Source organism: Chryseobacterium edaphi (genome assembly GCF_025628985.1).
In the GTDB taxonomy this organism is placed as follows: domain Bacteria; phylum Bacteroidota; class Bacteroidia; order Flavobacteriales; family Weeksellaceae; genus Chryseobacterium; species Chryseobacterium edaphi.
Window position 1 is genome coordinate 1 of sequence record NZ_JAOTEM010000008.1, and the last position, 24,656, is coordinate 24,656.

The 24,656-nt window shown below is 32.5% G+C and carries 23 protein-coding genes; 21 read left to right on the forward strand and 2 right to left on the reverse strand.

Annotated elements, in window-relative coordinates; all coding sequences use genetic code 11:
• Positions 1 to 74 precede the first annotated feature (74 nt).
• From NZ698_RS19050 to NZ698_RS19145, 20 genes are all read left to right on the forward strand, one after another.
• On the forward strand, positions 75 to 2,009 hold the full coding sequence (locus NZ698_RS19050; RefSeq protein WP_263004833.1) for a type VI secretion system Vgr family protein: 1,935 nt from the start codon (positions 75 to 77) through the stop codon (positions 2,007 to 2,009).
• A 1-nt stretch (position 2,010) separates the two neighbouring features.
• Positions 2,011 to 3,381: a hypothetical protein gene (locus NZ698_RS19055; RefSeq protein ID WP_263004834.1), complete on the forward strand. Its 1,371-nt coding sequence runs from the start codon at positions 2,011 to 2,013 to the stop codon at positions 3,379 to 3,381.
• Positions 3,382 to 3,387: 6 nt separating this feature from the next.
• Positions 3,388 to 3,819, forward strand: a complete 432-nt coding sequence (locus tag NZ698_RS19060) for a hypothetical protein (RefSeq protein ID WP_263004835.1) — start codon at positions 3,388 to 3,390, stop codon at positions 3,817 to 3,819.
• Between the two features lie 67 nt (positions 3,820 to 3,886).
• The gene (locus NZ698_RS19065) at positions 3,887 to 4,312 is read left to right on the forward strand and encodes a hypothetical protein (RefSeq protein WP_263004836.1); all 426 of its coding nucleotides are present in this window, start codon (positions 3,887 to 3,889) and stop codon (positions 4,310 to 4,312) included.
• A gap of 915 nt (positions 4,313 to 5,227) precedes the next feature.
• Positions 5,228 to 6,268, forward strand: a complete 1,041-nt coding sequence (locus tag NZ698_RS19070; protein WP_263004837.1) for a hypothetical protein — start codon at positions 5,228 to 5,230, stop codon at positions 6,266 to 6,268.
• Positions 6,269 to 6,291: 23 nt separating this feature from the next.
• On the forward strand, positions 6,292 to 6,762 hold the full coding sequence (locus tag NZ698_RS19075) for a DUF4280 domain-containing protein (RefSeq protein ID WP_263004838.1): 471 nt from the start codon (positions 6,292 to 6,294) through the stop codon (positions 6,760 to 6,762).
• Between the two features lie 14 nt (positions 6,763 to 6,776).
• Positions 6,777 to 9,347, forward strand: coding sequence for a hypothetical protein (locus NZ698_RS19080; protein WP_263004839.1), 2,571 nt, complete (start codon positions 6,777 to 6,779; stop codon positions 9,345 to 9,347).
• Position 9,348: 1 nt separating this feature from the next.
• The gene (locus tag NZ698_RS19085) at positions 9,349 to 10,269 is read left to right on the forward strand and encodes a hypothetical protein (protein WP_263004840.1); all 921 of its coding nucleotides are present in this window, start codon (positions 9,349 to 9,351) and stop codon (positions 10,267 to 10,269) included.
• 200 nt (positions 10,270 to 10,469) lie between these two features.
• Positions 10,470 to 11,042: a hypothetical protein gene (locus NZ698_RS19090; protein WP_263004841.1), complete on the forward strand. Its 573-nt coding sequence runs from the start codon at positions 10,470 to 10,472 to the stop codon at positions 11,040 to 11,042.
• 10 nt (positions 11,043 to 11,052) lie between these two features.
• Positions 11,053 to 11,475 (forward strand): hypothetical protein, encoded by a 423-nt coding sequence (locus NZ698_RS19095; protein WP_263004842.1) that lies wholly within the window; start codon positions 11,053 to 11,055, stop codon positions 11,473 to 11,475.
• Positions 11,476 to 11,484: 9 nt separating this feature from the next.
• Positions 11,485 to 12,012, forward strand: a complete 528-nt coding sequence (locus NZ698_RS19100) for a hypothetical protein (RefSeq protein WP_263004843.1) — start codon at positions 11,485 to 11,487, stop codon at positions 12,010 to 12,012.
• A 73-nt stretch (positions 12,013 to 12,085) separates the two neighbouring features.
• Positions 12,086 to 12,547 carry a hypothetical protein gene (locus NZ698_RS19105; protein ID WP_263004844.1) on the forward strand — a complete coding sequence of 154 codons (462 nt, stop codon included), beginning with the start codon at positions 12,086 to 12,088 and terminating at the stop codon, positions 12,545 to 12,547.
• Positions 12,548 to 12,568: 21 nt separating this feature from the next.
• Positions 12,569 to 12,943 carry a hypothetical protein gene (locus tag NZ698_RS19110; RefSeq protein WP_263004845.1) on the forward strand — a complete coding sequence of 125 codons (375 nt, stop codon included), beginning with the start codon at positions 12,569 to 12,571 and terminating at the stop codon, positions 12,941 to 12,943.
• Between the two features lie 601 nt (positions 12,944 to 13,544).
• Positions 13,545 to 14,570 carry a rod shape-determining protein gene (locus NZ698_RS19115; protein WP_263004846.1) on the forward strand — a complete coding sequence of 342 codons (1,026 nt, stop codon included), beginning with the start codon at positions 13,545 to 13,547 and terminating at the stop codon, positions 14,568 to 14,570.
• Between the two features lie 284 nt (positions 14,571 to 14,854).
• A complete protein-coding gene (locus NZ698_RS19120; protein WP_263004847.1) occupies positions 14,855 to 15,844 on the forward strand; it encodes an L-histidine N(alpha)-methyltransferase in 990 nt (329 codons plus the stop codon).
• Between the two features lie 15 nt (positions 15,845 to 15,859).
• Positions 15,860 to 17,032, forward strand: coding sequence for an ergothioneine biosynthesis protein EgtB (gene egtB / locus NZ698_RS19125; RefSeq protein ID WP_263004848.1), 1,173 nt, complete (start codon positions 15,860 to 15,862; stop codon positions 17,030 to 17,032).
• 6 nt (positions 17,033 to 17,038) lie between these two features.
• The gene (locus NZ698_RS19130; RefSeq protein WP_263004849.1) at positions 17,039 to 17,947 is read left to right on the forward strand and encodes an ABC transporter ATP-binding protein; all 909 of its coding nucleotides are present in this window, start codon (positions 17,039 to 17,041) and stop codon (positions 17,945 to 17,947) included.
• Positions 17,944 to 19,509: an ABC transporter permease/substrate-binding protein gene (locus NZ698_RS19135; protein ID WP_263004850.1), complete on the forward strand. Its 1,566-nt coding sequence runs from the start codon at positions 17,944 to 17,946 to the stop codon at positions 19,507 to 19,509. Before NZ698_RS19130 ends, NZ698_RS19135 begins: the two co-directional genes overlap by 4 nt.
• A gap of 9 nt (positions 19,510 to 19,518) precedes the next feature.
• Positions 19,519 to 20,682, forward strand: coding sequence for a MalY/PatB family protein (locus NZ698_RS19140; protein WP_263004851.1), 1,164 nt, complete (start codon positions 19,519 to 19,521; stop codon positions 20,680 to 20,682).
• A 200-nt stretch (positions 20,683 to 20,882) separates the two neighbouring features.
• Positions 20,883 to 21,434: a phosphatase PAP2 family protein gene (locus tag NZ698_RS19145; protein WP_263004852.1), complete on the forward strand. Its 552-nt coding sequence runs from the start codon at positions 20,883 to 20,885 to the stop codon at positions 21,432 to 21,434.
• Positions 21,435 to 21,496: 62 nt separating this feature from the next.
• On the opposite strand, the gene NZ698_RS19150 is transcribed toward NZ698_RS19145, so the two are convergent.
• The gene (locus NZ698_RS19150) at positions 21,497 to 22,552 is read right to left on the reverse strand and encodes a 3-oxoacyl-ACP synthase III family protein (protein ID WP_263004853.1); all 1,056 of its coding nucleotides are present in this window, start codon (positions 22,550 to 22,552) and stop codon (positions 21,497 to 21,499) included.
• A 189-nt stretch (positions 22,553 to 22,741) separates the two neighbouring features.
• Positions 22,742 to 23,203: a PA2169 family four-helix-bundle protein gene (locus NZ698_RS19155; protein ID WP_263004854.1), complete on the reverse strand. Its 462-nt coding sequence runs from the start codon at positions 23,201 to 23,203 to the stop codon at positions 22,742 to 22,744.
• 153 nt (positions 23,204 to 23,356) lie between these two features.
• On the opposite strand from NZ698_RS19155, the gene NZ698_RS19160 reads away from it, so the two are divergent.
• Positions 23,357 to 24,649, forward strand: coding sequence for a cryptochrome/photolyase family protein (locus tag NZ698_RS19160; protein WP_263004855.1), 1,293 nt, complete (start codon positions 23,357 to 23,359; stop codon positions 24,647 to 24,649).
• Positions 24,650 to 24,656: the final 7 nt, after the last annotated feature.

Genomic DNA, 24,656 nt, shown 5'->3' on the forward strand with positions numbered 1-24,656 from the left:
AAAAGTTTTTAGATTTAAATAAAATCATTTGAAGCTTATTTTAAAAACACAAATCCAAAATAAAATAGAAAATTATGTCCTATTTAGATGATGAAAAAAGTTTCGGCAACGTAAATTCAGGGAGCAATATGCGGTTGAATCATCCGGATGATCTCAAAAAATACTTTTCTTCCAAAACGTTTAAAGATTTTCTGGCCGATAAAGCCAGTCCTTTGGTGTATTGCACATTAAGTTTAGACGGAAAACCATTCCTTGATAAATCGGGTTTTTCGATCAATCTGAATCAGCATACGAATGATCATGATAACTTTACCATTGTAGTTCCTGATGATGCTTTAGACAGTTTTCAGGGATACGTCATGGAAAATTCCAAGAATATTCTTGGAAAAACCATTACGATCAATCTTCATCGTTTCGGGGATGTGAGACAGGTTTTCAACGGCGTTGTTGCAAATGTAAAAAATAAGAAAGAAAACGGCTACGGAAAGCTCTACATCAGTGGTTACGCTCCAAGTATTCTGCTTGAAAACGGAAAAGACTGCCAGAGTTTTGAGGATAAAACGCTTGAGCAGATCATCAAATCAGCCACTTCGGACTATCCCGAAAATTGCAAAGTTTTGGTGGAAAGTCCGAACACAAAATATGCTTTACCGTATACTGTACAATATAAAGAATCTGATTATCAATTCATTAAAAGACTGGCAACACGCTTCGGAGAATATTTTTATTACAACGGCCAAAATATGGTTTTTGGCAATAAAGTACAGCCGATCGTAAATCTGGAAGAAAATATTGACCTTATCGAAGTCGAGGTTGAGATGAATATCAAACCGCAGGACTTCAATTACTCTGTATTTGATGTACAGGGCGGATGTAAGAGTGATAAAGATTCTGCTTCGGCGCAGGTTCAGTATAAAGAAAATCCTTTTCAGGCAATTGCGGTTACAGCCTCCAAAAATGTGTACAAAAAGAAACCCGAAATGCTTTTCAACCATACGGGAATCTCTGACAGTACCGAACGGGAACTGAAAGAAGCGGTAAGAAGAGAAAAAGAAAACAGGGAGAATCTGGTGACGGTAAAAGGAAAAAGCAAAGATCCCGAACTTAAGATTGGTGGCAGAGCAAAACTGATCGACATCAACGGTAAAGCGATGGAAACTTACCGTATCATAGAAATCAAACATTACCACGACGGTAATACGTATTATAATGAATTTGTGGGTATTCCGGATTTATTTAATGCGCCTTACCAGGATGAGGAAGCAGTTCCTTTAGGAGAAAAACAGTCTGCAAGAGTTTTAGAAAATGATGATCCTTCGGGAATAGGAAGAGTGCGGGTACAGTTTCCGTGGCAGGAAAAGAAGGGTGAGAAATCGCCCTGGATCAGAGTGATACAGCCTCATTCGGGAAGTGGAAAGGGTTTTCATTTTATTCCGGAGATCGGCGAGGAAGTGTTGGTAGATTTTGAAAGCGGAAATGCAGAGAAACCTTTTGTAGTGGGAACGCAGTATAATGGAAGTGAAACGAGTTCGTATCATACAAGCGGGAATGACAAGAAGGTGATTCACACGAGAAGCGGAACAAAGATTATTCTGAACGATGCCGAGGGAAGTGTTTTTATAGAAGATCCGAGCGGGAATACGTATTTGATGGATGGGAATGGGAATATTAATGTGAATGCGCCGAAGAATATGAGCTTTACAGCGGGGGAGAATGTATCAATAACTGCAGGTATGAATATTACAGCTTTAGCAGGAATGAATATTTCGGAAACTGCAGGCATGAACCACAGCAGTTTTGCAGGAGCAATGATGATGCAGAATGCGGTTGCAGATTATTCTTTGATGGCGGCTAACATTATGGAAGTAGCGCAGGGGGAGAGGAAGTCTAAAGCAAAAGATATAAATGAAAGTGCTCAAAACAGATCTATTTCCTCTCAGGAGAATACTGATATTCATACCCAAAAGACATTTAACAATAATAGTGGTGAAAAATCTAAATCTCATTAAAATGGCTGGAGGTACAATAACAAGAATTACCTTAGGAGATCATTCCACAGAATTAAGTGGTGGAATGATAGGATTTTATCAAAACACTAATTTTTTTGCGGGTAAAAATAATAGATTCAAGGCTGAAAAAACTGTTTATGGAGATCCCGGAAACCCACCTCCTGCGGGTAAATATTTTAAACGAGGTTGGTGGACAGATAAAGATGGTAAGTCAATTACGGAAGCATTAATTGGAGATATAGTACATTTTAACATAGAAATGACTGATAAATTTCCTATTAAGGGATTAATTGCTACGTCTTTATATGATGATGATGTTAAAAGAAAAGCGGAAGAAAGTGATGGAAAAAAAGGTTCGGATTCAATAGAATTAGGAATTAAAGGCGGACAAACATTTCAGGTTCTTAATTATAGACAAGTTGAAAATAGAAAATCTGTTATTGTATTGCAATTAGGAGGCATTATGACTGAAATGATAAAAGCTGAAGAAGATAAGCAAATTGAACTTTTTTTTGCTTGTAGTTATGATGGCGAAGATGTAGAATTGCCTGATTCATTTGGAGATTACTTAAAAGTTAAAGAAAAGATTAATTATGGAGGAGCATTCCTATTTATTCTTACGGATGAGCTTTTACCTTCTGGGAAGATTGTAAGAAAAGTGGTTGTTCCACCATCACAAAAAATTTTTGATTATTTTAAAAGCAATCAATATGAAGCTTTTGGAATGTCGCCTCCTAAACCATTGGCAAATATTTCAATAGGAGAACATGCTTCGGGTCTAAATCAAAGTCCATATTTATCCGGAAGTACATTACCTCATGGAGCGCCAAATATAGATGGTTCTCCACAATATATTGATATCAAAAAAGCAGAAGCAGCAGGATGTAAAGTATACTCAACAGAAGAGATAGTTGCAGATTTAAAAAGGTTGCAAGAGAAAGCTCCAACACCCGAGGCAAAAGCGAGATTAGACAAAGTAATTAATGCGGTTTCAAATATTGAGAAAGAAGTATTAGTAAAAGGTAATATACCTGCCAATGCAATTAAATCTACTTCAGCAATGAAAATTACAAAAGGTTTAAGAGTATTGAATGTAATTGGCATAGTAATAACTGCTTATGAATTAGAACAGGCAATAGAAAAGTCAGTTCAACAAAACTCGGTAAAACCTATTGCTGCTGAAACAATTAGACAAGTTGGAGGTTGGGGAGGAGCCATTGCAGGTGCAAAAATAGGAGCGATAGGTGGAGCGGCAATAGGAATTGAAACTGGTCCTGGAGCTATTATTACTGGCGCAGTTGGAGCCTTGATTTTTGGAACGGCCGGTTATTTTGGTGCAGATTGGGTAGCAGATCAAATTGACGAAAATTAAATTTATATGCTTAAATTATTTACAAAAAAATATTGGTATAACTTCTATTTACCTTCTGAATTATTCTATTCTATATCAGAAGTGAATTCACGAAGTATAACAATGTTATTAGAAAAAAAAATAAATTTTAAGAAAATTACAATTCAAAAAATTTCAAATCATTTATATTATATTTCTATTTGTTTAAACGAAGAAGATTTGTTAATTTTTGAAGAATACATTTTAAATTTTAAGGAATTAATTCCACCATGGTTAGCTTTTCCTAATATATTTGAAGGAACACCAAGATGGAATCAAGGACATCAAGAAGATTATTGTATTGGTAATTGGCTACCATATTGGAGAGATTTAAGTTTTTTGGAAAAGAACCAGTATATGGAAAAATATTCATGCCCAACAGAATGGAAAATATGGCTTAGTGAAAATATTAATTTTTAATACTGCTAAAAATAAAAGAATATATCGAAATAAATGATAATAATTACTACGATAAAAATTAAATAAAATGGAAGTAAGTCTATTTCAAATTATAATTTTAATAATATTCGTGGCAGTTGTATTTTATATTTGGTTCAGATATAAGATACAATATATAGGTAATTTTTTTATTGGTGGTATAATTTTAATTTTTCTTTCAAATCTAAACTTTTTAGGATTTGAAGGAAAAATAGGTGCTTTATCCATTTTCTTAATAGGTTCTTTTTATATTTTATTAAATATTTCTATATCATTTATTTATTTATTTAAAGATAAAAAGAAAATATACTTTGTTTTTCCAACAATTGCTTTTTTAATCATATTATTATTTGAATTCTTTTTTGTAGATCCAAATGCATTTGTGCAATTCAAATTAGGAATTGCTGCTCGGTTATTCATATCGTTTTTCCCGTTACTTATTTTTACTTATTATTTAAAATTTTTAAAAAAATAATTTTGATTTGAAAAAAAAGCCCTACAAATGTTAATTTGCAAACAGTTTAAGCCGTAAAAGAAAATACTAAAGAATACATAAAAACAAGATAATATCAATATTTTATACGAAAGACAAGAAGCACATCATGGAAGAGTGAAATTTCACAATACAGGAGATTGGTATGATCCATCAGCATATTCTACATATGATGAAGATTATTTTATTATTAAATTTAGAAAAAATGAAACAAACATTAATATCCTCAATATTAACGTTCATACTGGGAATAATAATTTCGAGTATAATTTATGCCGAAAGTCAATTTAAAACTGGAAATCGAGCCGATATTATTGAGTTTGAAGTTCGAATATTTTTTTTTAGTGCATTATTTTTAATATCTGTCATAGGTTTTATTATACTTCATTATGCATTTCGTATGATTGATAAACATATTTTTATTATAAATAATTTAGCAATACTTCTATTGGTCATTTGCAGCTGTAAAGAATGGAAAAACTCTCAATTACTAATTTACTATCCTGTCTTTTTAATTTTATCATTTCTTTTTTTTGTATACAAAAATTTTAAAATTAGATCTTCAAAAACTTAGCTTCATATTTTTATGAATAAAACAATGATTCCAATCATAATAACAATAATCCAACTCGTGAGTTGGGGATTTTTATATTATACTCATAAATATAAAAGCGGTCAATTTCCTGCTGATTTTATTATGCTAAATCTTTTGGCACTTTATAATATAGGTGTACTTGTAGCTGCATATTTTTCTTACTTTAAGGTGGAGAATAAACAAAGTATTTGGCTTATACCAGTATGCTTATCTGTCATTACCATCTTAACATTACTAATTTCCTATTTAATCATGTTTCTTGATAAGTATAAATAACCGAATACTAATGTGGATTTGAATATATGAGCATATCACCAAAAATTTGTAAAATATCCAAAGGGACAACTCTTGAAGAGTTGGCGAACTTCTTCAGACTTACCGAGGAACAGCTTAAGAGATATCACAATACGTATTGTCCTCTTGATGATTTAATCGGACATGATATTCCGAATCACGTTACAATTATTTATGTTCCACCCGAAGATAAGGAACTAAGAGAGAAAATATTTAATCCCAATGGTGGAAATTATATCAGTTACAAAAGCAAAAATACTTTAGATAATAAAAAATCATATCAAAAGAGGTATGGAATTATTCAAAAAACATTTCATGATGATAAAGAAAAACTCAAAATTCATTATGAAATAGAAATAAAAAAAACGAATACAAATGTTGAACTAACAAGACATCCTGTTTATATTAATCATCAAAGACCTGATTTTATTGTAGAGGAAATTGCTGATAAAGTTGGAGATATTTTATATCCATTACAATTGGGTTTGAACGACAATGGAAGCATCAAAGAAATTATCAATTTTAAAGAAATTGATAGTCGTTGGAGAAAACTAAAACCAGAATTGGAAGATTACTATAAAGGAGAAATAACAGGAGATATAATTAAAAAAATAGAAAACCAGTTAAAAAGCAAAAGCAGAACCTTAGCAAAGATAAAAGACAGTTTATTTTATTTATTACACTTCATACCAATATATGAAGTCTTTGATGAGAATAAAAAATACACTTTTCATCAGGAAATACCTTTTGTACACGAACAAAAAAATATTCTTTTTGAAATAACAATGTCTATCGATGAAGAAATATCTGAAACAAAAAAAATATTTATAAAAGCAGAAGGGAAAAGTGTGGATAATATATTTTCTAATAATCCGGAAAAATCTGTTAATTCTGAGGATTCAGGTGATGAGAAATCTAAAGGGTCTTTTTATTTCACCTATAAGTTGAACTCAAAAGACAACAGTATTTTTTCAATTTATGGAGAGGTAGGGATAGAATTATCGGCTTATGATACAAAGATAATCTTTGAATGTTATGAACAGGTATAAGGATAATAAAAACACAAAATAATATGAGTCAAAAACATTTAGTTTGTCAAGGTGCATTATGTAAATGTAACTTTGGCACAACTCCCGATAAGCTCAAAGTTCTTACCCAAAGCAAATGTTATATTAATGACAAAGACGGGAGCAAAAAACTCATGGCAACGCATAAAGACATTGCAAAAACATTCGAAAAAAACACCTTTGGTAGCTGTGCAAAACTGAATAATAATCCTTGTCAGGTAACAGTTACGGAATGGAGTGGCTTTTATAAAAAGATTACCTTGGAAGACAATAAAGGTCACGCATTATTGGAAGACAGTAAGGCAACATGTCCTGTTGGCAGTAAAGACTGTATTACTATTATCAAGCATGGGCAGACTGCGGAGGTTTCTTCGCAAAATGTAAAGAATGCAAATAAAGATGTAGTTAAGGAATTATGTCCTATTTTAGATTTTTCAGACGATGAAAGTATAACCCATTTAAGTATTAGGAAATAATTATGAAACCAGAAATGTCAATTACTTATAAAGGGAATTATGAATCTAGATTAAAACACTTTATTATAGAAGAAGAGGATTCAGAATTCAAAGTCAAAATTAGTAACTGGGATAAATTCACTCCCGATGAACAAAAAAAAATGGTTTGGATATGGAGTATGATGAACCGATCCAAGCCCAACTTTAGTGCTGTTAATTACAATAAAGAAATAAATGAAGGTTTTGGAAATATAACTCCCACAATTCCAAAAATTTACCGAGGTGGTGCAATGGCATGGCTGGAAGCATATGTATTTACAGAAGGTCCGACAAATTTAATTGGAAATGGTGTACTGATTTCATTGAAAGGAACCCCCAAAGTTTTATTTTACGAATGGAGAGAATATAGCAAAAATAATGATGGATCTGTTATTGATAGAACAGTTGAATTTGGTGAGACTATCCAGTTACATATTTACACCAATAGTTTATATGGTGATGAAATTGAAATACAGTTTTATAATGATATAGGATTTAATGACGAGCTTCCTCTACAAGAGAAGAAGAATGACCAGTGGATTCCGGAAAAATCTGGAGAATCTGGATATGAATGGGATGCAATTAAAACAGATACTAAACTTCAATCATTTACGAAATTGATACGGGAAGTAAAAAAGCATGAATTGAAGTTCACCCCTGAATATGACTGCAACAAATTAATTGAAACAAATGCAACAGATAATTCCTCAAAAACATTTACTCAAAAATCTGTGGTAGATGTATATGTAGATCCAGTCTGGAGTTTTTATGCGAGAGACAAAGACGGAAATCTACTGAATACAATTGGATTGTGTGCAAAAATTTCCTTTAAAGGAGAATATCTGGAACCCAAGGAAGGTGAGCCTTCGGTAAGAGTACTAGGAGGAGAATTTACAGGTGTATCCGTATTGGATTCCACAGGAAACAAACCTGTTTTGGTTGGTGAAATAGAAACAAACGCCGCTGTTTACCAGCATTGCAAATACATGACTGTGGAAGCGGTATATGATGGGAAACCATCAAAAATTTTCGATTATGCCGGAAATCCGCAACCGGTAGATAACTTAGTTTACCAAATTTTAGCCACTGATGAACTAAAACTATTGGAAATTAAGCTTCCGGATCTGGAAACTGAGCATTGCAACTTTGAAAAAAAGCCGGATTCTTTTCATAAGAATACAGCAATTAAAGTCAACGATTTTGACCGTCCGCGTTTTCAGGAACTTGATATTAAAATTCCTGATAAGCATATGACCTTTAAAACAAGTTTTCCTAAGCCTTCAAAAGAAAAAGCTGTAGAATGGGCATGGTTTCCTAATATTGAAACAATAAATTATAATGTTAATCTTAGCTCATGTGCCTTTCAACATCCATTGAAAATAAAGATTTATCCGGATATTTATTACGAGGCAGGTTTTAAACTTGCTACAGAAAACCCATTCTTTACAGGACAGACAAAATCATATACCAAGAAAAAATATTTAGGAAAATCTGGGTTTTTTGATAAAAAGACAAATAAAGCCGTTCGCAAAAACCAACAAAATGCAAGAGAAGAAAACTACAAAAATAAAAAACAGGAGGTAAAAGAAGGAAGATTAAGTTACGACCAGTTTGAAATTGCATTAGAATGGGGATTTGGTGATAAAAAACAAGAAGCAATCACTTTTCCGGGAGAACATCCTATTGTAAATATTGTTGATACCACGATGTGGATCATTAATACGATTGGTAAGCTTTGTTTCAAGGAAGATGCGGATGAAGCAGAAAGAGAACATACTACTAATAGATCAGGACAAGTTAATAATGGACGTGAAGGAAGAACTGCTTATCTAAGTAATAAACTTAAAAAGAAATTAAAAAAAGTACCTTTTAAAATTGAGATCAGCCAACCTGCATTTGCGGGAGCTGTAAAATGGAAACTTGATCCGAGTAAAAAAGAAGAAGGTAAATTAGGAACGCTTTATCAGGTGAAATTTAAAGCTGATCCTTTGATTGAAATAAAGGGAAGTCTTGATCTTCTTTTTGTAGCGACTAAGATACCGTATGTAGGGCAAGCCGTACAAGCTATTACTGCTGTAGCAGATACTGTAGGTTCGGCAGATGATTTTTGGAATTCTATAGTGAAATTTTTTGGAGGTGGAGAAAAGTATGAAATAAAGATTGATGTAGATTATTATCTTGATCTTTTTGTATCGAGTGCATTTAAGGTAGAAGCTATGGCTCTTCATTATCACACCATTGATGGTTTTAGAAGTAATGATATTGAACCTTCTGTAGACTTAAAATTTGGGATTGAATGTGGTGGAAATTTTGACATGAAGTTTGGACAAGTATATTCATTGGAAGCAGAATTTGGTGCTTCTGCATATGCTGTATGGAATATTACAAAAAATGGTGAAACAAAATCTCTAGAATGTAAGTATCAAGGGTTATATGCAACTATTAAAACAAAATTTAAAACATCAAGCGATTCTAAAAATAGAGGCGGAAATAATAACAATGAAGAAGAACCTGAAAAAAAATTTTTAATACATGATGGTTTTTCTTACGAATTTAAACTTGATTAATATGAAAACTTTAACACTTTTAATAATTTTCTTCTCTACATTATCTTGTAGTCAAACAAATAAAAATATTTCAAATATGAATATACCAAATTATCCTATTAAAAATCATGTTGTTTATGGCATTAATACAAGTATTCAATGCAGATTTGATTTATTAATTAATGATATTTCAGCTGTTAACAACAGCTTAGGATATGCAACATATGATATAAATCCTTATGTTCTTAAAAATGGAAAATATAAAATTAAAATAAAACTTTATACGAAAGGGATTCCTCAAGATATTTTGGAAAAAACAAGAATAAACTTAGTAAAATACTTAAAAAATGATGAGGGCGAATTTGTGGAAAATAGTAAAGAAACAATTGAAGAACTTGTATTTAAATTAAATTTTAATAAAGACTCAATAATTCAAAAACAAGAATGGGAGGTGGACATAAAAGAACTTCCTTATGAATTAGAAGGCTGGAATAAAGGTCAAGATTTAAGAAAATTAAATCAAAAAGATTTAGAACAAAAAGTTATAACCTATTATAAGAAGGTTTGGAGTATTCTAAATAATGGAGATGGAAATATGTGGTCTAATCTTACACAAAAAAGAAGTTATGAAACTGCTATTTTTGATTATAACTCTAAGGAAGAATTGGAAAGATTTATGAAGGAAAATGAAGATGTAGTAAGCAAAAAAGCTAAAAATATGCTGATTCCTTTAGAAGATTTTGAGATGAAAATTTATGCTGATGGAAAACTGGTTACTCTTGAAAGAAAAGCACATACCAGAGATTTCAATAATTCATTTCCTTTAGATATCAAAGGTTGGAGTCCATTAATAAGAAAGTATTCCACGGGTGGAGGATCTGATTATCCTATATTGCTCTACCTTCCGGAAGGCAGTAATGAATTTGTAATCATAAGGAAATAGACTATGAAAAAGTTTTTTTTGTTTTTTTGTTTGATGATTTTAAACATACAAGATATTTCAAAATGAGATTTATTACATTGATATTATTAGTTCTTTTATTTCAAAGCTGTAACTGACAAGAAAATGAAACGTATTGGATTTCTAGCCATGTGAAGAAAGTAGATGGAGCGCCGATTAATGCAGGCACAAGCACAGCTTATATGGATATGATTGAAGATATGCAAATACATATTTCTAAAAATATAGATTATTTGTTTTTCGCTTATCCTGATGAAAAAAAAATAAAAATTTCTGAATTTGTCTCCTTTTCTAATATTCGCTTTGTTGATGATAAAAAACTTTTAGACAGCATTTATGATGTGAGTATCCAGAGAGATAGTTTAAGAATAAAATTTTATTTCGGTGGTAAAAAAGATAAAAACCAATATGTTTTGATGTTCTCGCCAACTAATAAAGAAGTTTTCTACCAAAAAAGCCAAAAATTAAGAAATGATAAAACGCGATTATTTGGAATGTTAAAATCTGTTGATTATTCTGGATTAGACTTATTGCTTCCTGTACCATCATATTTTAATAAAAACATTAATTTAAATGTTTTAAACCCTGTTCAATTTGCAGAAATGATTTCCGTAGATAATGATGGTTTGCAGGTAAGTGCTAATCACTTTTCATTCAATCTGAAAAGCGAAAATAATTTAAAATACAGCGAATATTACATTCAAAGGTCAGATAAGTTAAATTTCTTTGCAGCTAAGATTGGAAGTCAACTTTAGCAATCTCAAGATGATTATTAATGACAATACAAACTTAACCGACGCAATAATCCTGACTCAGAAAAATTTGAAGATTGAAGAAATAAAAAATCTTTTCAAAACCATCAATTCTAAAATGGGAAATGTAAAAGTAAGCGAAGATGAAGAGCAGTTCTATATTGAAATTTCGTGGACAGACTCAAATAAGATGGTCAAACTAATTATTACCGACGAATCTGACAATACTGATGTATCTAATATTGTTTCGTCAGAAATTATAAAACAAAAAAAACCGATAAATATTGAAAATTTATTAGAAAATTATCTCTCTTCTGCAAAAGAATCAGAAACTAAAATTACTATTGTTTCAAATGATCTTAGAAACATTGTAAAATCAGATGAGTTTTTATATAGAGTTGGAGGAAGACCACTCATTGTTGATTATAATCATTAAAAAAATTGAATGATAAACTCAGGATTTGATGGAGCCCTGAAAGAATTGGAAGTAGAAATAAAAGATTTACCATATAATTTAGAAGGCTGGAGTAAAGGTCAAGATTTAAGAAAATTTGACAAAATTATACTTGAGCAAAAGGTTGTTTCTTTTTATAAGAATTTATGGACTATTCTTAATAATGGAGATGGAGAAAAGTATATTAAATTATGGAATAAAGCGGATCAGGAATTAATTGAGTACGACTATGAATTAAACATTGATCAGATAAATGAAGAAGAAATAGATTTTATAAATAAGAAATGTTTAAATATGATAGCTGATTTTGAAGATTATGAGATGAAAATTTATGCTGATGGAAGACTAGTAAGCTTTAGAAGAAAAAACCATACTAAACAGTTTAACAATAAATCTCCATTAGATGTTTTTAACTGGAGTCCTCTAATTAGAAAAGCAAAATTAAGTGGAGGAGATGACTATTCTGTTCTATTATATCTTTCGGAAGGCAGTAATGATTTTGTAATTATTCGAAAATAATATGCGTTCATTTTTTATTATTCTAAGTGTATTTTCTTCTTTGTTCTGCCACAGTCAAGACAAAAAAGAAACAATGGAGCTAAAAGAATATAAATACAAAAATGACAAAAGACCAATATATATTTTAGGGCTTAATGTTCCTGGTTCTCATGAAGTCTATGTAAATGATATATTGATTGATTTTGAAAATGAACCTTCAATGCATAATTATGGAGCAGATATCAACCCTTATATATTAAAAAGCGGAACTTATACTTTTAAAGTAAGAGTTTATCCTACTGTAGGAGAAGAAAATGGTATTACTCCCGAAACTGCAAAGTTCATCAAAGTTTCATTAGATACTGCCGAAAGAAACTTAAGTGGAAAAGGAGGAACACGTACAATACCCGATACTTATCAAGTTCTTCAAAGTTTCTCAGTTCCAAAAATTGATAAACCTTTACCATTTATAGATATTACTGGAAGCTTTAAAATTGAAGTGCCCTATGAATTAGAAGGCTGGAATAAGGGTCAGGATTTAAGTAAAATGGATTAGAAGGTATTACAACAAAAAGTAGTGGATTATTATCAAAAACTTTGGAATATTCTTAATGAAGGAGATGGAGAAAAATGGGAAAATTTGACAAAAATTAGAAAACAAGAAGTTGACATATCATTATATAGATATGATAATGATAACAATGAAGATATCAACAAGATAAAAGAAAGAAAAAATAGAATGGCTCCTTTAGAGGATTATAGAATGAAAATTTATGGAAATGGAAAGCTTGTTCTTAGAGAGACACATACTAAAGAATTAAATGGAAAAAATATTGATGTGAAAAATGAGAGTCCTTTAATAAGAAATGGTAAAACAAAAGGTGTTAGTTTTTACCCTGTTAAGCTTTATTTACCAATAGAAAACAATGATTTTGTAATAATAAGACATTAAGATATGCGCTCTTTTTTTATTATTCTAAGCCAATTTTCTTTTTTGTCCTGCCACTGTAAGTCTCCCCAAATGTTAGACAGAATTATACCCTCATTTTGTTTTGTAAAACTATAAAATATTTCATTCTGTTGTCGATGTTGGCAAAATTTTTTGAAAAGGAGAAAACTCTGTGTCGACATTGCTGATCTGTTCAGCTGTGAGTGTTGTGTTGATGCGGTTGTTGTTCAAATTTGACATCTTTTGTTTGTTTTTGGTTAATAAATATTCTTTGACGTATTCCTAAAGATATATGATTCTATCCCTATGTGTTCAATTATTCAAAAATAAAAATTTATTTAATAAAAATTCAATTCCTTTTGAAAATTTTCTGTTTTTTAAATAATATTTTTCAGTAAAATTAGATAGATGGGTAAAAAACAAATCATTATCAGCAGGTACTATTCATAAATTTCTATTCAAAAAGAAATGATCACATAAAAAACATTTTTAGCATTATCTTTTTTATAGATATTTTAACTTATGTTTAACTACTGAAGCCGATTATTTAGACAGCGATATAAAAGGAATAAGCGTACTTTAGCAGCTATAAATTTAATGTACGATGGGGATATTTGATATGTTTACGGAGGAGATTGCAATTGATTTGGGAACGGCTAATACCCTGATAATACACAATAATAAAATTGTCATCGATGAACCCTCGATTGTGGCTATTGACCGTCTTACAGGGAAGGCAATTGCTGTCGGAACGCAGGCAAAAATGATGCAGGGGAAAACGCACGAAAACATTAAAGTAATAAGACCGCTCAAAGACGGTGTCATTGCAGATTTTCATGCTTCCGAACACATGATCAAAGAATTTATCAAACAGATTACTCAAATCAAAGGCAAGTTGATACAGCCTGCACTCAGAATTGTGATTTGTATTCCGTCGGGAATTACGGAAGTTGAAAAACGTGCGGTTAGAGATTCTGCCCAAAAAGTAAATGCTAAAGAAGTGATTCTGATCTATGAGCCGATGGCGGCAGCAATTGGAGCGGGTATTGATGTGGAAAGTCCGGAAGGAAACATGATAGTCGATATAGGAGGCGGAACTACAGAAATAGCGGTCATCGCATTGGGAGGAATCGTGGTCGACAGATCTTTAAAAATAGCCGGAGACGTTTTTACAAATGATATTTCGTATTTTATCAGATCACAGCACAATCTGGATATTGGCGAAAGAACTGCTGAGAGAATAAAAATTGAGATAGGTTCTGCGTTGGAAGAATTAGACTTTTCTTTAGAAAATATGGCAGTTCAGGGGAAAGATCTTCTGACCGGAAAACCGAAAGAAATCATGGTTACTTATAAAGAAATTTTTCAGGCTCTGGACAAATCTATTATGAGAATTGAAGATGCAATAATGGAAACCCTCTCAATCACTCCTCCGGAACTTGCAACGGATATTTACAGAACAGGAATTTTTCTTGCGGGAGGCGGTGCATTACTCAACGGATTGGCAGACAGAATTCACCGAAAAACAGGATTGCCCGTGTTTGTTGCAGAAGATCCTTTGAGAGCTGTGGTCCGCGGAACGGGTATCGCTCTTAAAAATATCAATAAATTTAGGTTTTTGATGAAGTAAAATATATAATTTGAAATTAATTTTTCTCTCCTGTTGTGTTACAGGTTATCAGTCGTAAAGAATTTTATGCGAAATAATATTTAAATTAAATCACTTCCTGTCTGTTTATCAGACAGGATTTTTTATATATAAATTTTCTATTACAAAATCATTTATCACAATGAAAATTAATTGTATATTCGATTAGAAGAGATTGCAGAAGCACACCACACCAATTGATAGAGATTTATGCAGATGGCGGCAAGATAGTTGTACTTACGCAATAACCAAAATCAAAATATACTATGAATGTACAGGTAGATACAGATTCTCAGATCGAAAATGATCAGACAAACGTTGTGAAATTCCGTTCGGATGTTCTCAACGGTCTTAAAAATAATCCCAAAAAATTATCATCAAAATACTTTTACGATAAAATAGGCGACCATCTTTTCCAGGAAATAATGGCAATGCCGGAATATTATCTCACCAAATGCGAACTTGATATATTTAAAAATAAAACAGAAAATCTCACCGGTCTTATCGCATCAGAAAATGAACCGTTTGATTTGATCGAATTGGGAGCGGGAGACGCAATGAAATCAACTTTTTTGCTGAAATATTTAGTCGAAAAAGGAAAAGATTTTACCTATATGCCGATTGATATTTCAGGAAATATTTTATCAATTTTAAATGAAAAACTAAATATTGAGATTCCAAACCTTGAAATTACCTCTTTGGAAGGCGATTATTTCGATATGCTGGATAAAGCTGCTTCAATGTCTTCAAGAAAAAAAGTGGTTTTGTTTTTAGGAAGCAATATCGGGAACATGAATAAAGATGAAGCCGAAAGCTTTTGTCTTGAATTAAATAAAAATGTCAATTCGGGAGATGTTGTTTTGATTGGTTTTGATCTGAAGAAAAATCCGCACGTTATTCTGAGTGCTTATAATGATCAGAGTGGAACTACAGCAGCATTTAATCTCAATCTTTTAAGCCGTATCAATCGAGAACTCAATGCCAATTTTGAGGTTGAAAATTTCCAGCATTATCAAACGTATGATCCTGTAAGTGGAGATTGCAGAAGCTATCTTGTAAGTCTGAAAGATCAAAAAGTATTAATTGAAAACGAAGTTATTTCATTTAAAGAAAACGAGTTAATCGATATGGAAGTTTCCAGAAAATTTTCAGAATCGGGAATCGTTGAACTCGCAGAAAAATCTGGTTTTAAAGTTGTAGGAGAAATAAAAGATTCTAAAAACTGGTTTGTAGATTCAGTCTGGGAAGTGATTTAATAAAAAACGAATACAATGACACCACAAACACTCACAAAGAATTTTGTTAAAAGATATTCAGAAATCCGAAAGCATTCGGAAGAAATCTGCGCACCTCTGGAAATTGAAGATTACGTTGTACAGCCCATTGTGGATGTGAGTCCGCCGAAATGGCATCTCGGTCATACAACCTGGTTTTTTGAGACCTTTATTTTGATGCCCAATATTCCAGATTATAAAGTTTTTGACGCGCAGTATAACTTTGTATTCAATAGCTATTACGAAACGGTTGGAGCGAGAGTAATCCGTACTGACAGAGGAAATCTGAGCCGTCCTTCTGTTTCGGATATTTATCAATACCGAAAATATGTTGACGAAAAAATGCAGGATTTTCTTCAAAGCAATCTGATGAATGAAAGCATCGAATCTTTATTGGAATTGGGTTTAAATCACGAACAGCAACATCAAGAATTATTACTGACTGATATCAAATATATTTTAGGACACAATCCTCTTTTTCCGGTTTATAAAAAAGAAATTAAGGAGGAAACTGAAGTTATCGATCGTTCTGAAATGATCAGATTTTCTGAAGGTGTTTACGAAATTGGGTTTGAAGGGGAAGATTTTTGTTTTGATAATGAATTGGGAAGACATAAGGTTTATTTAAATGATTTTGAAATTTCTAATCAACTCGTTACCAACGGAGAGTATTTGGAATTCATGGAAACTGAAGGCTATTCTGATTTCAGACATTGGCACGCAGAAGGATGGGATTGGGTAAAACAAAACGAGGCGAAATCTCCGTTATACTGGCATTTTGTTGATGGAAAATGGATGAATTACACATTAAACGGTTTGCAAGAAATCAACCCTGATGAACCGCTTTGTCATATTAATTTCTTCGAAGCTTCTGCTTTCGCATCCTGGAAAGAAATGCGTTTGCCAACCGAGGCAGAATGGGAAATTGCATCTGATTATTTTGATTGGGGAAAACGCTGGGAATGGACAAATTCTGCCTATTTACCTTATCCCGGATTTAAAAAAGAAGCCGGAGCAGTCGGAGAATACAACGGAAAATTTATGGTCAACCAAACCGTTCTTCGTGGCGGTTCAGAAGCAACCCCGATTGGTCACAGCAGAAATACATACAGGAATTTTTTTCCTACCAATTTACAATGGCAATTCACAGGAATCCGTTTGGCTAAATAATTTTTGATGATTAAAGTAGAATCTGTTTCTAAAAGTTTTGACGGAAAAATAGCAGTCGATGATATTTCCTTTCACGCAAATGATAAGGAAATTTTGGTGCTTTTGGGAACAAGCGGTTGTGGAAAAACAACTACGCTGAAAATGATCAACCGACTGATAGAAGCCGATTTCGGAACTATTTTAATTGACGGAAAAAATATCCGTGATCAGAAAGTAGAAGAACTCAGGATGGGAATTGGTTTTGTGATGCAAAATTCAGGATTGTTTCCTCATTACACAATCAGAGAAAACATCGCAACAGTTCCGAATTTACTTAAATGGGACAAAAATAAAACAGAAGACCGTACTCACGAGCTTTTAACTAAATTAAATCTTTCAAGCGAAATTCTTAATCGTTTTCCAAGTGAATTAAGCGGTGGTCAACAGCAAAGAGTAGGAATTGCAAGAGCTTTGATTGCAAATTCTCCGATCTTATTAATGGATGAACCTTTTGGTGCTTTAGACAACATTACCAAAGCCGATATTCACTCGGAATTTAAATCTCTGGAAGAACTAAAAAACAAAACGATCATTCTTGTGACACACGATGTGCAGGAAGCTTTTGAATTAGGTCACAGAATTTGTTTGATGGATAAAGGAAAGATCATACAAATCGGAACTCCTAGAGAAATGCTTTACCATCCGCAGAATGATTTCGTTAAAGAATTTTTCGCAGCCAACCGATTATTGCTGGAATATAAAATTACCCTTTTGAAAGATTTAAAGCCATTATTAAGTGATTTTAATTTTGATTTCTCTGAAGATTCCAATGTTTGGAACTCTTTACAAAAATTAAATTTAGATGGTCAAAAAACTGAGCATTACGAAAGTCTGGTTAAAGCATTTAACGATTACAGAAAACAACAGATCGTATGACGCAACAAAGTCTTTGGCAGTTTGTTTCAGAACAGCACGAAAAACTATTGACTCAAATAACACAACATTTGGGATTGACGTTTTTGTCATTACTTTTAGCGATTATCGTTGGTTTGCCTTTAGGAATTTTCATTGCAAGAAAAAAAAAATTATCAGGATCAGTTTTGGGAATTGCCGGGATTTTACAGACCATTCCGAGTATTGCTTTGTTGGGATTTATGATTCCGGCTTTTGGAATCGGTGCAACTCCGGCCATCGTCGCGTTGTTAATTTATGCGCTTTTACCGATTATACGGAATACATATACAGGAATTACCGGAGTAAATCCCGCAGTCATAGAATCTGCAAAAGCAATGGGAATGAACTGGAAACAGTTGCTTTTTAAAGTTGAACTTCCTTTGGCGATGCCCGTTATTATTGCAGGAATACGAACTGCAGCTGTAATCAATGTGGGTGTTGCGACTTTAGCATCATTTGTTGCGGCGGGAGGTTTAGGAGAATTTATTTTTGGTGGAATTTCATTAAACAATACCAACATGATTTTGGCAGGAGCAATTCCTGCGGCTCTACTAGCTGTTTTGTTGGATAAAATAATCGCTGTTTTTCAGAAATTTAAATATCACGATCTTCAGAAACTCAAATATATTATTCCTGCGATTTTTATTATTTGCGGTGCAGTTTATTTTTTAGCTTCAACGTCTGAAAATAAATTGAAAGCTGGTTTTACGCCAGAATTTATGGGAAGACAGGACGGAGATTTGGGTTTGCGATCCGTTTATGGTTTGAATGTAAATCCAAAGGTTGTCAATGATGCCGTCATGTATAAAGCAGCTTATGAAGGCGAATTGGATCTCATTAGCGGATATTCTACAGACGGAAGAATCAAAGCTTTTGATCTGTACGTTTTGGAAGATGACAAGAAAATATTTCCGCCATATTTTGCAGCTCCGATCATTAAAACCAAGACTTTAGAGAAATTTCCTGAACTCGAAAAAATACTTGATTTGTTGGCCGGAAAATTAAATGATTCGATCATGACGGATCTTAATTACAAATCAGATTATCTCAATCAAACGCCGGAAAAAATTGCGAAGGATTTTTTAGTTAAAAATAATTTATATAAAATTTCAAATAAAGGAAATTCAGGAACAATAAGGATTGGGTCAAAGATTTTTGGTGAACAGTATATTTTGGCTGAAATGTATAAAATGCTGATCGAAGGCTATACAAATTATAAAGTTGAAACAAAAACCGGACTTGGCGGAACGAAGATTTGCTTTGATGCATTAATGAACGACGCCATCGATTTTTATCCTGAATATACAGGAACAGGACTTTTAGTTTTATTAAAACCTGACGAAAAAACACTTTCAACCGTGACAAAAAGTGCTGAAAACACCTATCAATATGTCAACTCAGAATTTCGAAAACAATACGGAATTAAATGGTTGAAACCTCTTGGATTTAATAATTCTTATGCGTTAATGATGCGAAAAAAACAATCGGAAGAATTAAAAATAAAAACAATTTCGGATCTGAAACATTATCTGAATTCAAATTAAAAAGGCAAAATGAAATATAATTTTGATGAAATCATAAATCGCAAAAATACTAATTCTGTAAAATGGGACTTGATTAAAAATCAGGAAGTCTTGCCAATGTGGGTTGCGGATATGGATTTTAAAACCGCTCCTGAAATTACCCAGGCTATTTCAGATAAAATTTCAGAGGGAATTTTTGGATACAGCATCATTCCTGCAAACTTTAATGATGTAATTATTGATTGGTGGAGAGAAAATCATGATTTTGTCATCGAAAAAGACTGGGTTTTGCCTGTTCCGGGAATGATTCTTTCACTCTCAGCAATTGTCAGAACCTTTGTCAAACCGGATGAAAACGTCATTTTGCAGACACCAGTTTACAATCATTTTTTCAACATTGTTGACAATTGCAGTTGCAATCTTGTTGAGAATAATCTCATTTATGAAAACGGAAATTATCAGATTGATTTTGAAGATCTGGAAATCAAAGCTTCTGATCCTAAAACCAGATTGCTGTTAATCAGCAATCCTCATAATCCTGTAGGAAGAGTCTGGACAAAAACTGAACTTGAAAAAATAGCTGAAATTTGTGCGAAACATAAAGTAATGATCGTTTCAGATGAAATTCACGCCGACTTGGTTTTTGAAAATCATCAACATATACCTTTTGCAAAAATCGCTGAAAATCATGATCTTGTTTCTGTGACTTGCGGTTCACCCTGTAAAACTTTTAATTTGTCAGGCTTATCAATTTCTTATATCATTTCTCAAGATAAAAATATTTTAAACCAAATTTATAAAACTCTGGAAGTTCAGGAAACCGTTTATCCAAATCCGATTGCAGCAGATGCAATGATTGCTGCCTACACAAAAGGAAAAAACTGGCTAGATGAACTGAAAATATATCTCTGGGATAATTACCAGTTTTTATTAAATTTTTGCAAAGAACATTTACCTAATATCAAAGTAATTCCTTTACAGGCAACATATCTTGTTTGGCTGGATTGTAGTTTTTTTAATAAAACGTCAGACGAGCTTTCAAAAATTTTACTTGATGAAGAAAAGCTCTGGATCAATTCCGGAACGATGTACGGAAAAGCAGGAGAAGGTTTTTTAAGAATCAATATTGCCTGTCCGAGAGAACTTTTGGTTGATGGTTTAAAGAGACTGGAAAATTTTTATCTGAAAAATTAAGGTTAAATGTTTTTAGACATTTGCATCAAATTTGCAACTCGAAAAGTTATTCATTTAATACTTAGATAGAAACTATGAGGATTGAAAGCGAAAATATTTACAAAAATTTTCTGACATATTTCAAAGATAAAAGAAAGACGTTTTTTCTTTGCTTTTCGATATTCTTCATTTTTGTTTTTTTGCTCTTGAGTTTCTATGTCATGAATTTTTCTCCGGAATCTTTTGATCTTTTGGTTAGTCAGGAAATTCAGGAAGATCAAAATTTAATTTTAGATACCTTGATGAAAGCCTTCAGTTGGTTGGGAACAGTTTACGTTGCTGCAATTATGGTTTTCGCATTTGCATTGATTTTCTTTATTTTTAAATACGTCAAAGAAGGATTTTTTATGCTGTCCTGTATTTTATCAGGCGGAGTGAGTTATCTTTTAAAGATGTTGATTGATCGTCCAAGACCGACCGTTGATTTTGTCAGGATTGTGGAAGAAACACACTATCAAAGTTTTCCGAGTGGTCATGTGCTTTTTTTCACCGTATTTTTTAGTTCTTTAATGATCATTGCTTTGTACTCAAAAATTCTGAAAATTTCAGTAAAAATTCTCGTCTCTCTGGTTTGTCTTTCAGTGATTGTGGCAGGAGCGGTTTCACGCATTTACTTGGGAGCACATTGGTTTACAGATGTGATCGGAGGTTTTATTGTTGGAGTTCTTTTCGTGATGATTACGGGAAGTATTTATATCAGAAGTAAAAAATAAAACATAAAAATCGCCGTCAAAAATTTCTGACAGCGACTGTATTTTAATTTAAAGATTCAAATTTACACTCTGTAAGTAAATGCATTGATGTTCATTCCGGCTCCAACTGATGCGAAAAGAATGATATCACCTTCAGCGAAAGAATGCTCATCCATTTCACCTTTCATAATCAAATCGTATAAGGTAGGAATTGTTGCTACACTGCTGTTCCCAAATTTATGAATAGACATCGGCATAATATCGGCAGGAGCAGTCAAGCCATATAAACTGTAAAATCTTTCGATAATCGCTTCATCCATTTTTTCGTTTGCCTGATGAATAAGGATTTTTTTCAAATCTTTAATTTCGATTCCTGCTTTTTCAAGACAAGATTTCATGGCTAAAGGAACTTTTGTTAAAGCAAATTCATAGATCTTTCTGCCTTTCATTTTGATATAACGAATGTCAGATTCGTCGTCTTGTTTATATGAAGTTCCAAAAAATAAATAATTGGCTTCGTCGTAAGAATACGTTGCGCTTTCGTGTGAAAGAATCCCATTATTTTCATCGGTAGCTTCCACAATTACAGCACCTGCACCGTCTGCATAAATCATAGAATCACGGTCGTATGGATCGGTAACTCTTGATAAAGTTTCGGCTCCGATTACCAGACAACGTTTTGCAATTCCAGCTTTGACAAAAGAACTGGCGTGAATCATCGCTTCGTTCCAGCCGGGACAACCAAATAAAAGATCGTAGGCAACACAGCTCGGATTTTTTATACGTAATTTACTTTTTACACGGGTTGCAATACTTGGAACCGTATCTGATTGAATTTTTCCTTTCTCAATATCCCCGTAATTATGAGCAACAATAATATAATCAATTGTTTCGCGGTCAATATCTGCGTCTTTGATGGCTTTTTCTGCAGCAAAAAATGCAAGGTCAGATGTTACGTGCTGATTATCAGCGTATCTTCTTTCTTCAATTCCGGTAATATCTTTAAATTTTCCTATAATAGATTCAGGAAATTTGATGGCCAAACCTTCTTCATTTAAAAATACATGGTCTGTGAAATCGGCATTTCTCATTACATTTTCAGGGGTGTAGCTGCCGGAACCTTTTATTCTTATATTCATCATAAACGTCTTTAATACATACCCACTGAAAGTCTTGTTTTACGGAGTAATGTTCAAAATTATGATAATTCCCTGTCTTATTAGGGTTTTCGGTTAATTATTATAAAATTATTTTAAATTCTTAACATAGTACTTTTAAAACATTCTGATTTTCAATTGTTTGTATATTTGAAATTGGAAGGCTTTAAGTTAAGATTTCTTTTTGTATTCTTCGATGTTTTTAAATTTTGTGTGAGATTCCCGTATTTGTCTTAAATGTTCAGATACAACCTTGGTGCTTTCGGGATCAAGATCTCCACTGGTCAATACTTCCTGATAAGCATTGATAGCATTTTGCTCACCATACACTACATTCTCCAAAGTAGATTTCTCTTTATTACCGATGGGCAATGAATTTTTCAAATCAATCCAGGCTCTGTGAATAGCTCCTGCGGTGGATGCAGAATCATCGGCTTTTCCACCTTTTTCCTGAATCAGGTTGATCAATTCAACTTTCATTAATTTTGAGTCGGAAATCATATGATCATATTCTCCCTTAAGATCAGAATAAGATTCCCAAACTTTTCCTTCAACGTTCTCAAAACCTGCAATTCTGTCGTTGGTAATGTGCAGAAGATCATTTAAGATTACTGCAATTCTTTCGTTATTCATAATTCAAATTTTTTTGGTGTATTTAATTTGTACAAGAAGCATGCCCTGACTAGATCACACTTATCGAAAATGAAGGCGATGATAAATTTAGCTATAAAAGAATCGTGGTTTAAGATTTGCATCTTGTCATGAAGTAATTTTTTATTTTTTTAAATGACTAAGATCAACATTTTTTGGTTTCGCAGAGATTTAAGGCTTGAAGATAATGCAGCATTGTACCATGCTTTAAAATCAGATCTAAAAGTATTGCCCATATTTATTTTTGACAGAGAAATTCTTGATCAGTTGGCAGATAAATCTGATAAAAGGGTAGATTATATTCATCAAGCTTTGACAGAAATCAACGACGAACTAAAAAAACATAAATCTTCATTAAAGACTTTCTACGGAAAACCATTGGAAGTCTTTAAAAAATTAGTTAAAGATTTTGACGTTGATACGGTTTTTTGTAACAGAGATTACGAACCGCAAGCAATTAAAAGAGATGAAGCTATTGCAGAGTTGTTGAGTAAAAAAGATATTAAATTTTCAGATTATAAAGATCAGGTTGTTTTCGAAAAAGATGAAGTGCTGAAAGATGACAATTCGCCGTATACTGTTTTTACACCCTATTCCAAAAAGTGGAAACTGAATTTCAATCATATTAAAATTACAACGTTTAATGGTGATTTGTCAAATTTTATTCAAATAAAAAATGAAGAAATTCTCAGCTTAAAAGAAATTGGTTTCGAAAAAACGGATTTCGAATTTAAAAAGCCGACATTACAAAAGCAAATTATCGATACTTATGATAAAAATCGTGATTTCCCGGCTTTAGATCATACAACACGTTTAGGAATTGCTTTGCGTTTCGGTACCATTTCAGTACGGAAATGTGTAGAATTTGCCTCAAAGCATAACGAAATCTGGCTGAATGAATTGATCTGGAGAGAATTTTTTATGCAGATATTGTTTCATTTTCCGCATGTTGTGAATCAATGTTTTAAAAAGAAATATGAGAATATTGAATGGCGAAATGATGAGAAAGAATTTAAACTCTGGTGCGATGGAAAAACAGGTTATCCGATTGTAGATGCAGGAATGCGACAGCTTAACGAAACCGGATTTATGCACAATAGAGTAAGAATGATCACTGCAAGCTTTTTGACTAAGCATCTTTTAATTGATTGGCGATGGGGAGAAGCTTATTTTGCAGAAAAACTTTTGGATTATGAATTGTCTTCCAACAACGGAAACTGGCAATGGGCAGCAGGTTGCGGTTGCGATGCAGCTCCTTATTTCAGGGTTTTCAGTCCGGAAGCTCAAACTGCAAAATTTGATAAAGATTTAAAATATATCAAAGAATGGTTGCCTGAAAATTATAATGAAAAGCCAATCGTTGAGCACAAATCTGCAAGAGAAAGAGCTTTGAAGGTATATAAAAAAGGTTTGGAAGAGGTAGACTAAGTTACTT

What these genes read in the sequence shown, in the direction of transcription:
- NZ698_RS19065 (WP_263004836.1), top strand. Translation starts at nt 3,887, where the DNA reads ATGGAAGTAAGTCTATTTCAAATTATAATTTTAATAATATTCGTGGCA.
- NZ698_RS19050 (WP_263004833.1), top strand. Translation starts at nt 75, where the DNA reads ATGTCCTATTTAGATGATGAAAAAAGTTTCGGCAACGTAAATTCAGGG.
- NZ698_RS19135 (WP_263004850.1), top strand. Translation starts at nt 17,944, where the DNA reads ATGACGCAACAAAGTCTTTGGCAGTTTGTTTCAGAACAGCACGAAAAA.
- NZ698_RS19070 (WP_263004837.1), top strand. Translation starts at nt 5,228, where the DNA reads ATGAGCATATCACCAAAAATTTGTAAAATATCCAAAGGGACAACTCTT.
- NZ698_RS19140 (WP_263004851.1), top strand. Translation starts at nt 19,519, where the DNA reads ATGAAATATAATTTTGATGAAATCATAAATCGCAAAAATACTAATTCT.
- NZ698_RS19055 (WP_263004834.1), top strand. Translation starts at nt 2,011, where the DNA reads ATGGCTGGAGGTACAATAACAAGAATTACCTTAGGAGATCATTCCACA.
- NZ698_RS19090 (WP_263004841.1), top strand. Translation starts at nt 10,470, where the DNA reads ATGGATATGATTGAAGATATGCAAATACATATTTCTAAAAATATAGAT.
- NZ698_RS19150 (WP_263004853.1), bottom strand. Translation starts at nt 22,552, where the DNA reads ATGAATATAAGAATAAAAGGTTCCGGCAGCTACACCCCTGAAAATGTA.
- NZ698_RS19155 (WP_263004854.1), bottom strand. Translation starts at nt 23,203, where the DNA reads ATGAATAACGAAAGAATTGCAGTAATCTTAAATGATCTTCTGCACATT.
- egtB (WP_263004848.1), top strand. Translation starts at nt 15,860, where the DNA reads ATGACACCACAAACACTCACAAAGAATTTTGTTAAAAGATATTCAGAA.
- NZ698_RS19075 (WP_263004838.1), top strand. Translation starts at nt 6,292, where the DNA reads ATGAGTCAAAAACATTTAGTTTGTCAAGGTGCATTATGTAAATGTAAC.
- NZ698_RS19105 (WP_263004844.1), top strand. Translation starts at nt 12,086, where the DNA reads ATGGAGCTAAAAGAATATAAATACAAAAATGACAAAAGACCAATATAT.
- NZ698_RS19085 (WP_263004840.1), top strand. Translation starts at nt 9,349, where the DNA reads ATGAAAACTTTAACACTTTTAATAATTTTCTTCTCTACATTATCTTGT.
- NZ698_RS19060 (WP_263004835.1), top strand. Translation starts at nt 3,388, where the DNA reads ATGCTTAAATTATTTACAAAAAAATATTGGTATAACTTCTATTTACCT.
- NZ698_RS19145 (WP_263004852.1), top strand. Translation starts at nt 20,883, where the DNA reads ATGAATTTTTCTCCGGAATCTTTTGATCTTTTGGTTAGTCAGGAAATT.
- NZ698_RS19100 (WP_263004843.1), top strand. Translation starts at nt 11,485, where the DNA reads ATGATAAACTCAGGATTTGATGGAGCCCTGAAAGAATTGGAAGTAGAA.
- NZ698_RS19115 (WP_263004846.1), top strand. Translation starts at nt 13,545, where the DNA reads ATGGGGATATTTGATATGTTTACGGAGGAGATTGCAATTGATTTGGGA.
- NZ698_RS19120 (WP_263004847.1), top strand. Translation starts at nt 14,855, where the DNA reads ATGAATGTACAGGTAGATACAGATTCTCAGATCGAAAATGATCAGACA.
- NZ698_RS19095 (WP_263004842.1), top strand. Translation starts at nt 11,053, where the DNA reads ATGATTATTAATGACAATACAAACTTAACCGACGCAATAATCCTGACT.
- NZ698_RS19130 (WP_263004849.1), top strand. Translation starts at nt 17,039, where the DNA reads ATGATTAAAGTAGAATCTGTTTCTAAAAGTTTTGACGGAAAAATAGCA.
- NZ698_RS19080 (WP_263004839.1), top strand. Translation starts at nt 6,777, where the DNA reads ATGTCAATTACTTATAAAGGGAATTATGAATCTAGATTAAAACACTTT.
- NZ698_RS19160 (WP_263004855.1), top strand. Translation starts at nt 23,357, where the DNA reads ATGACTAAGATCAACATTTTTTGGTTTCGCAGAGATTTAAGGCTTGAA.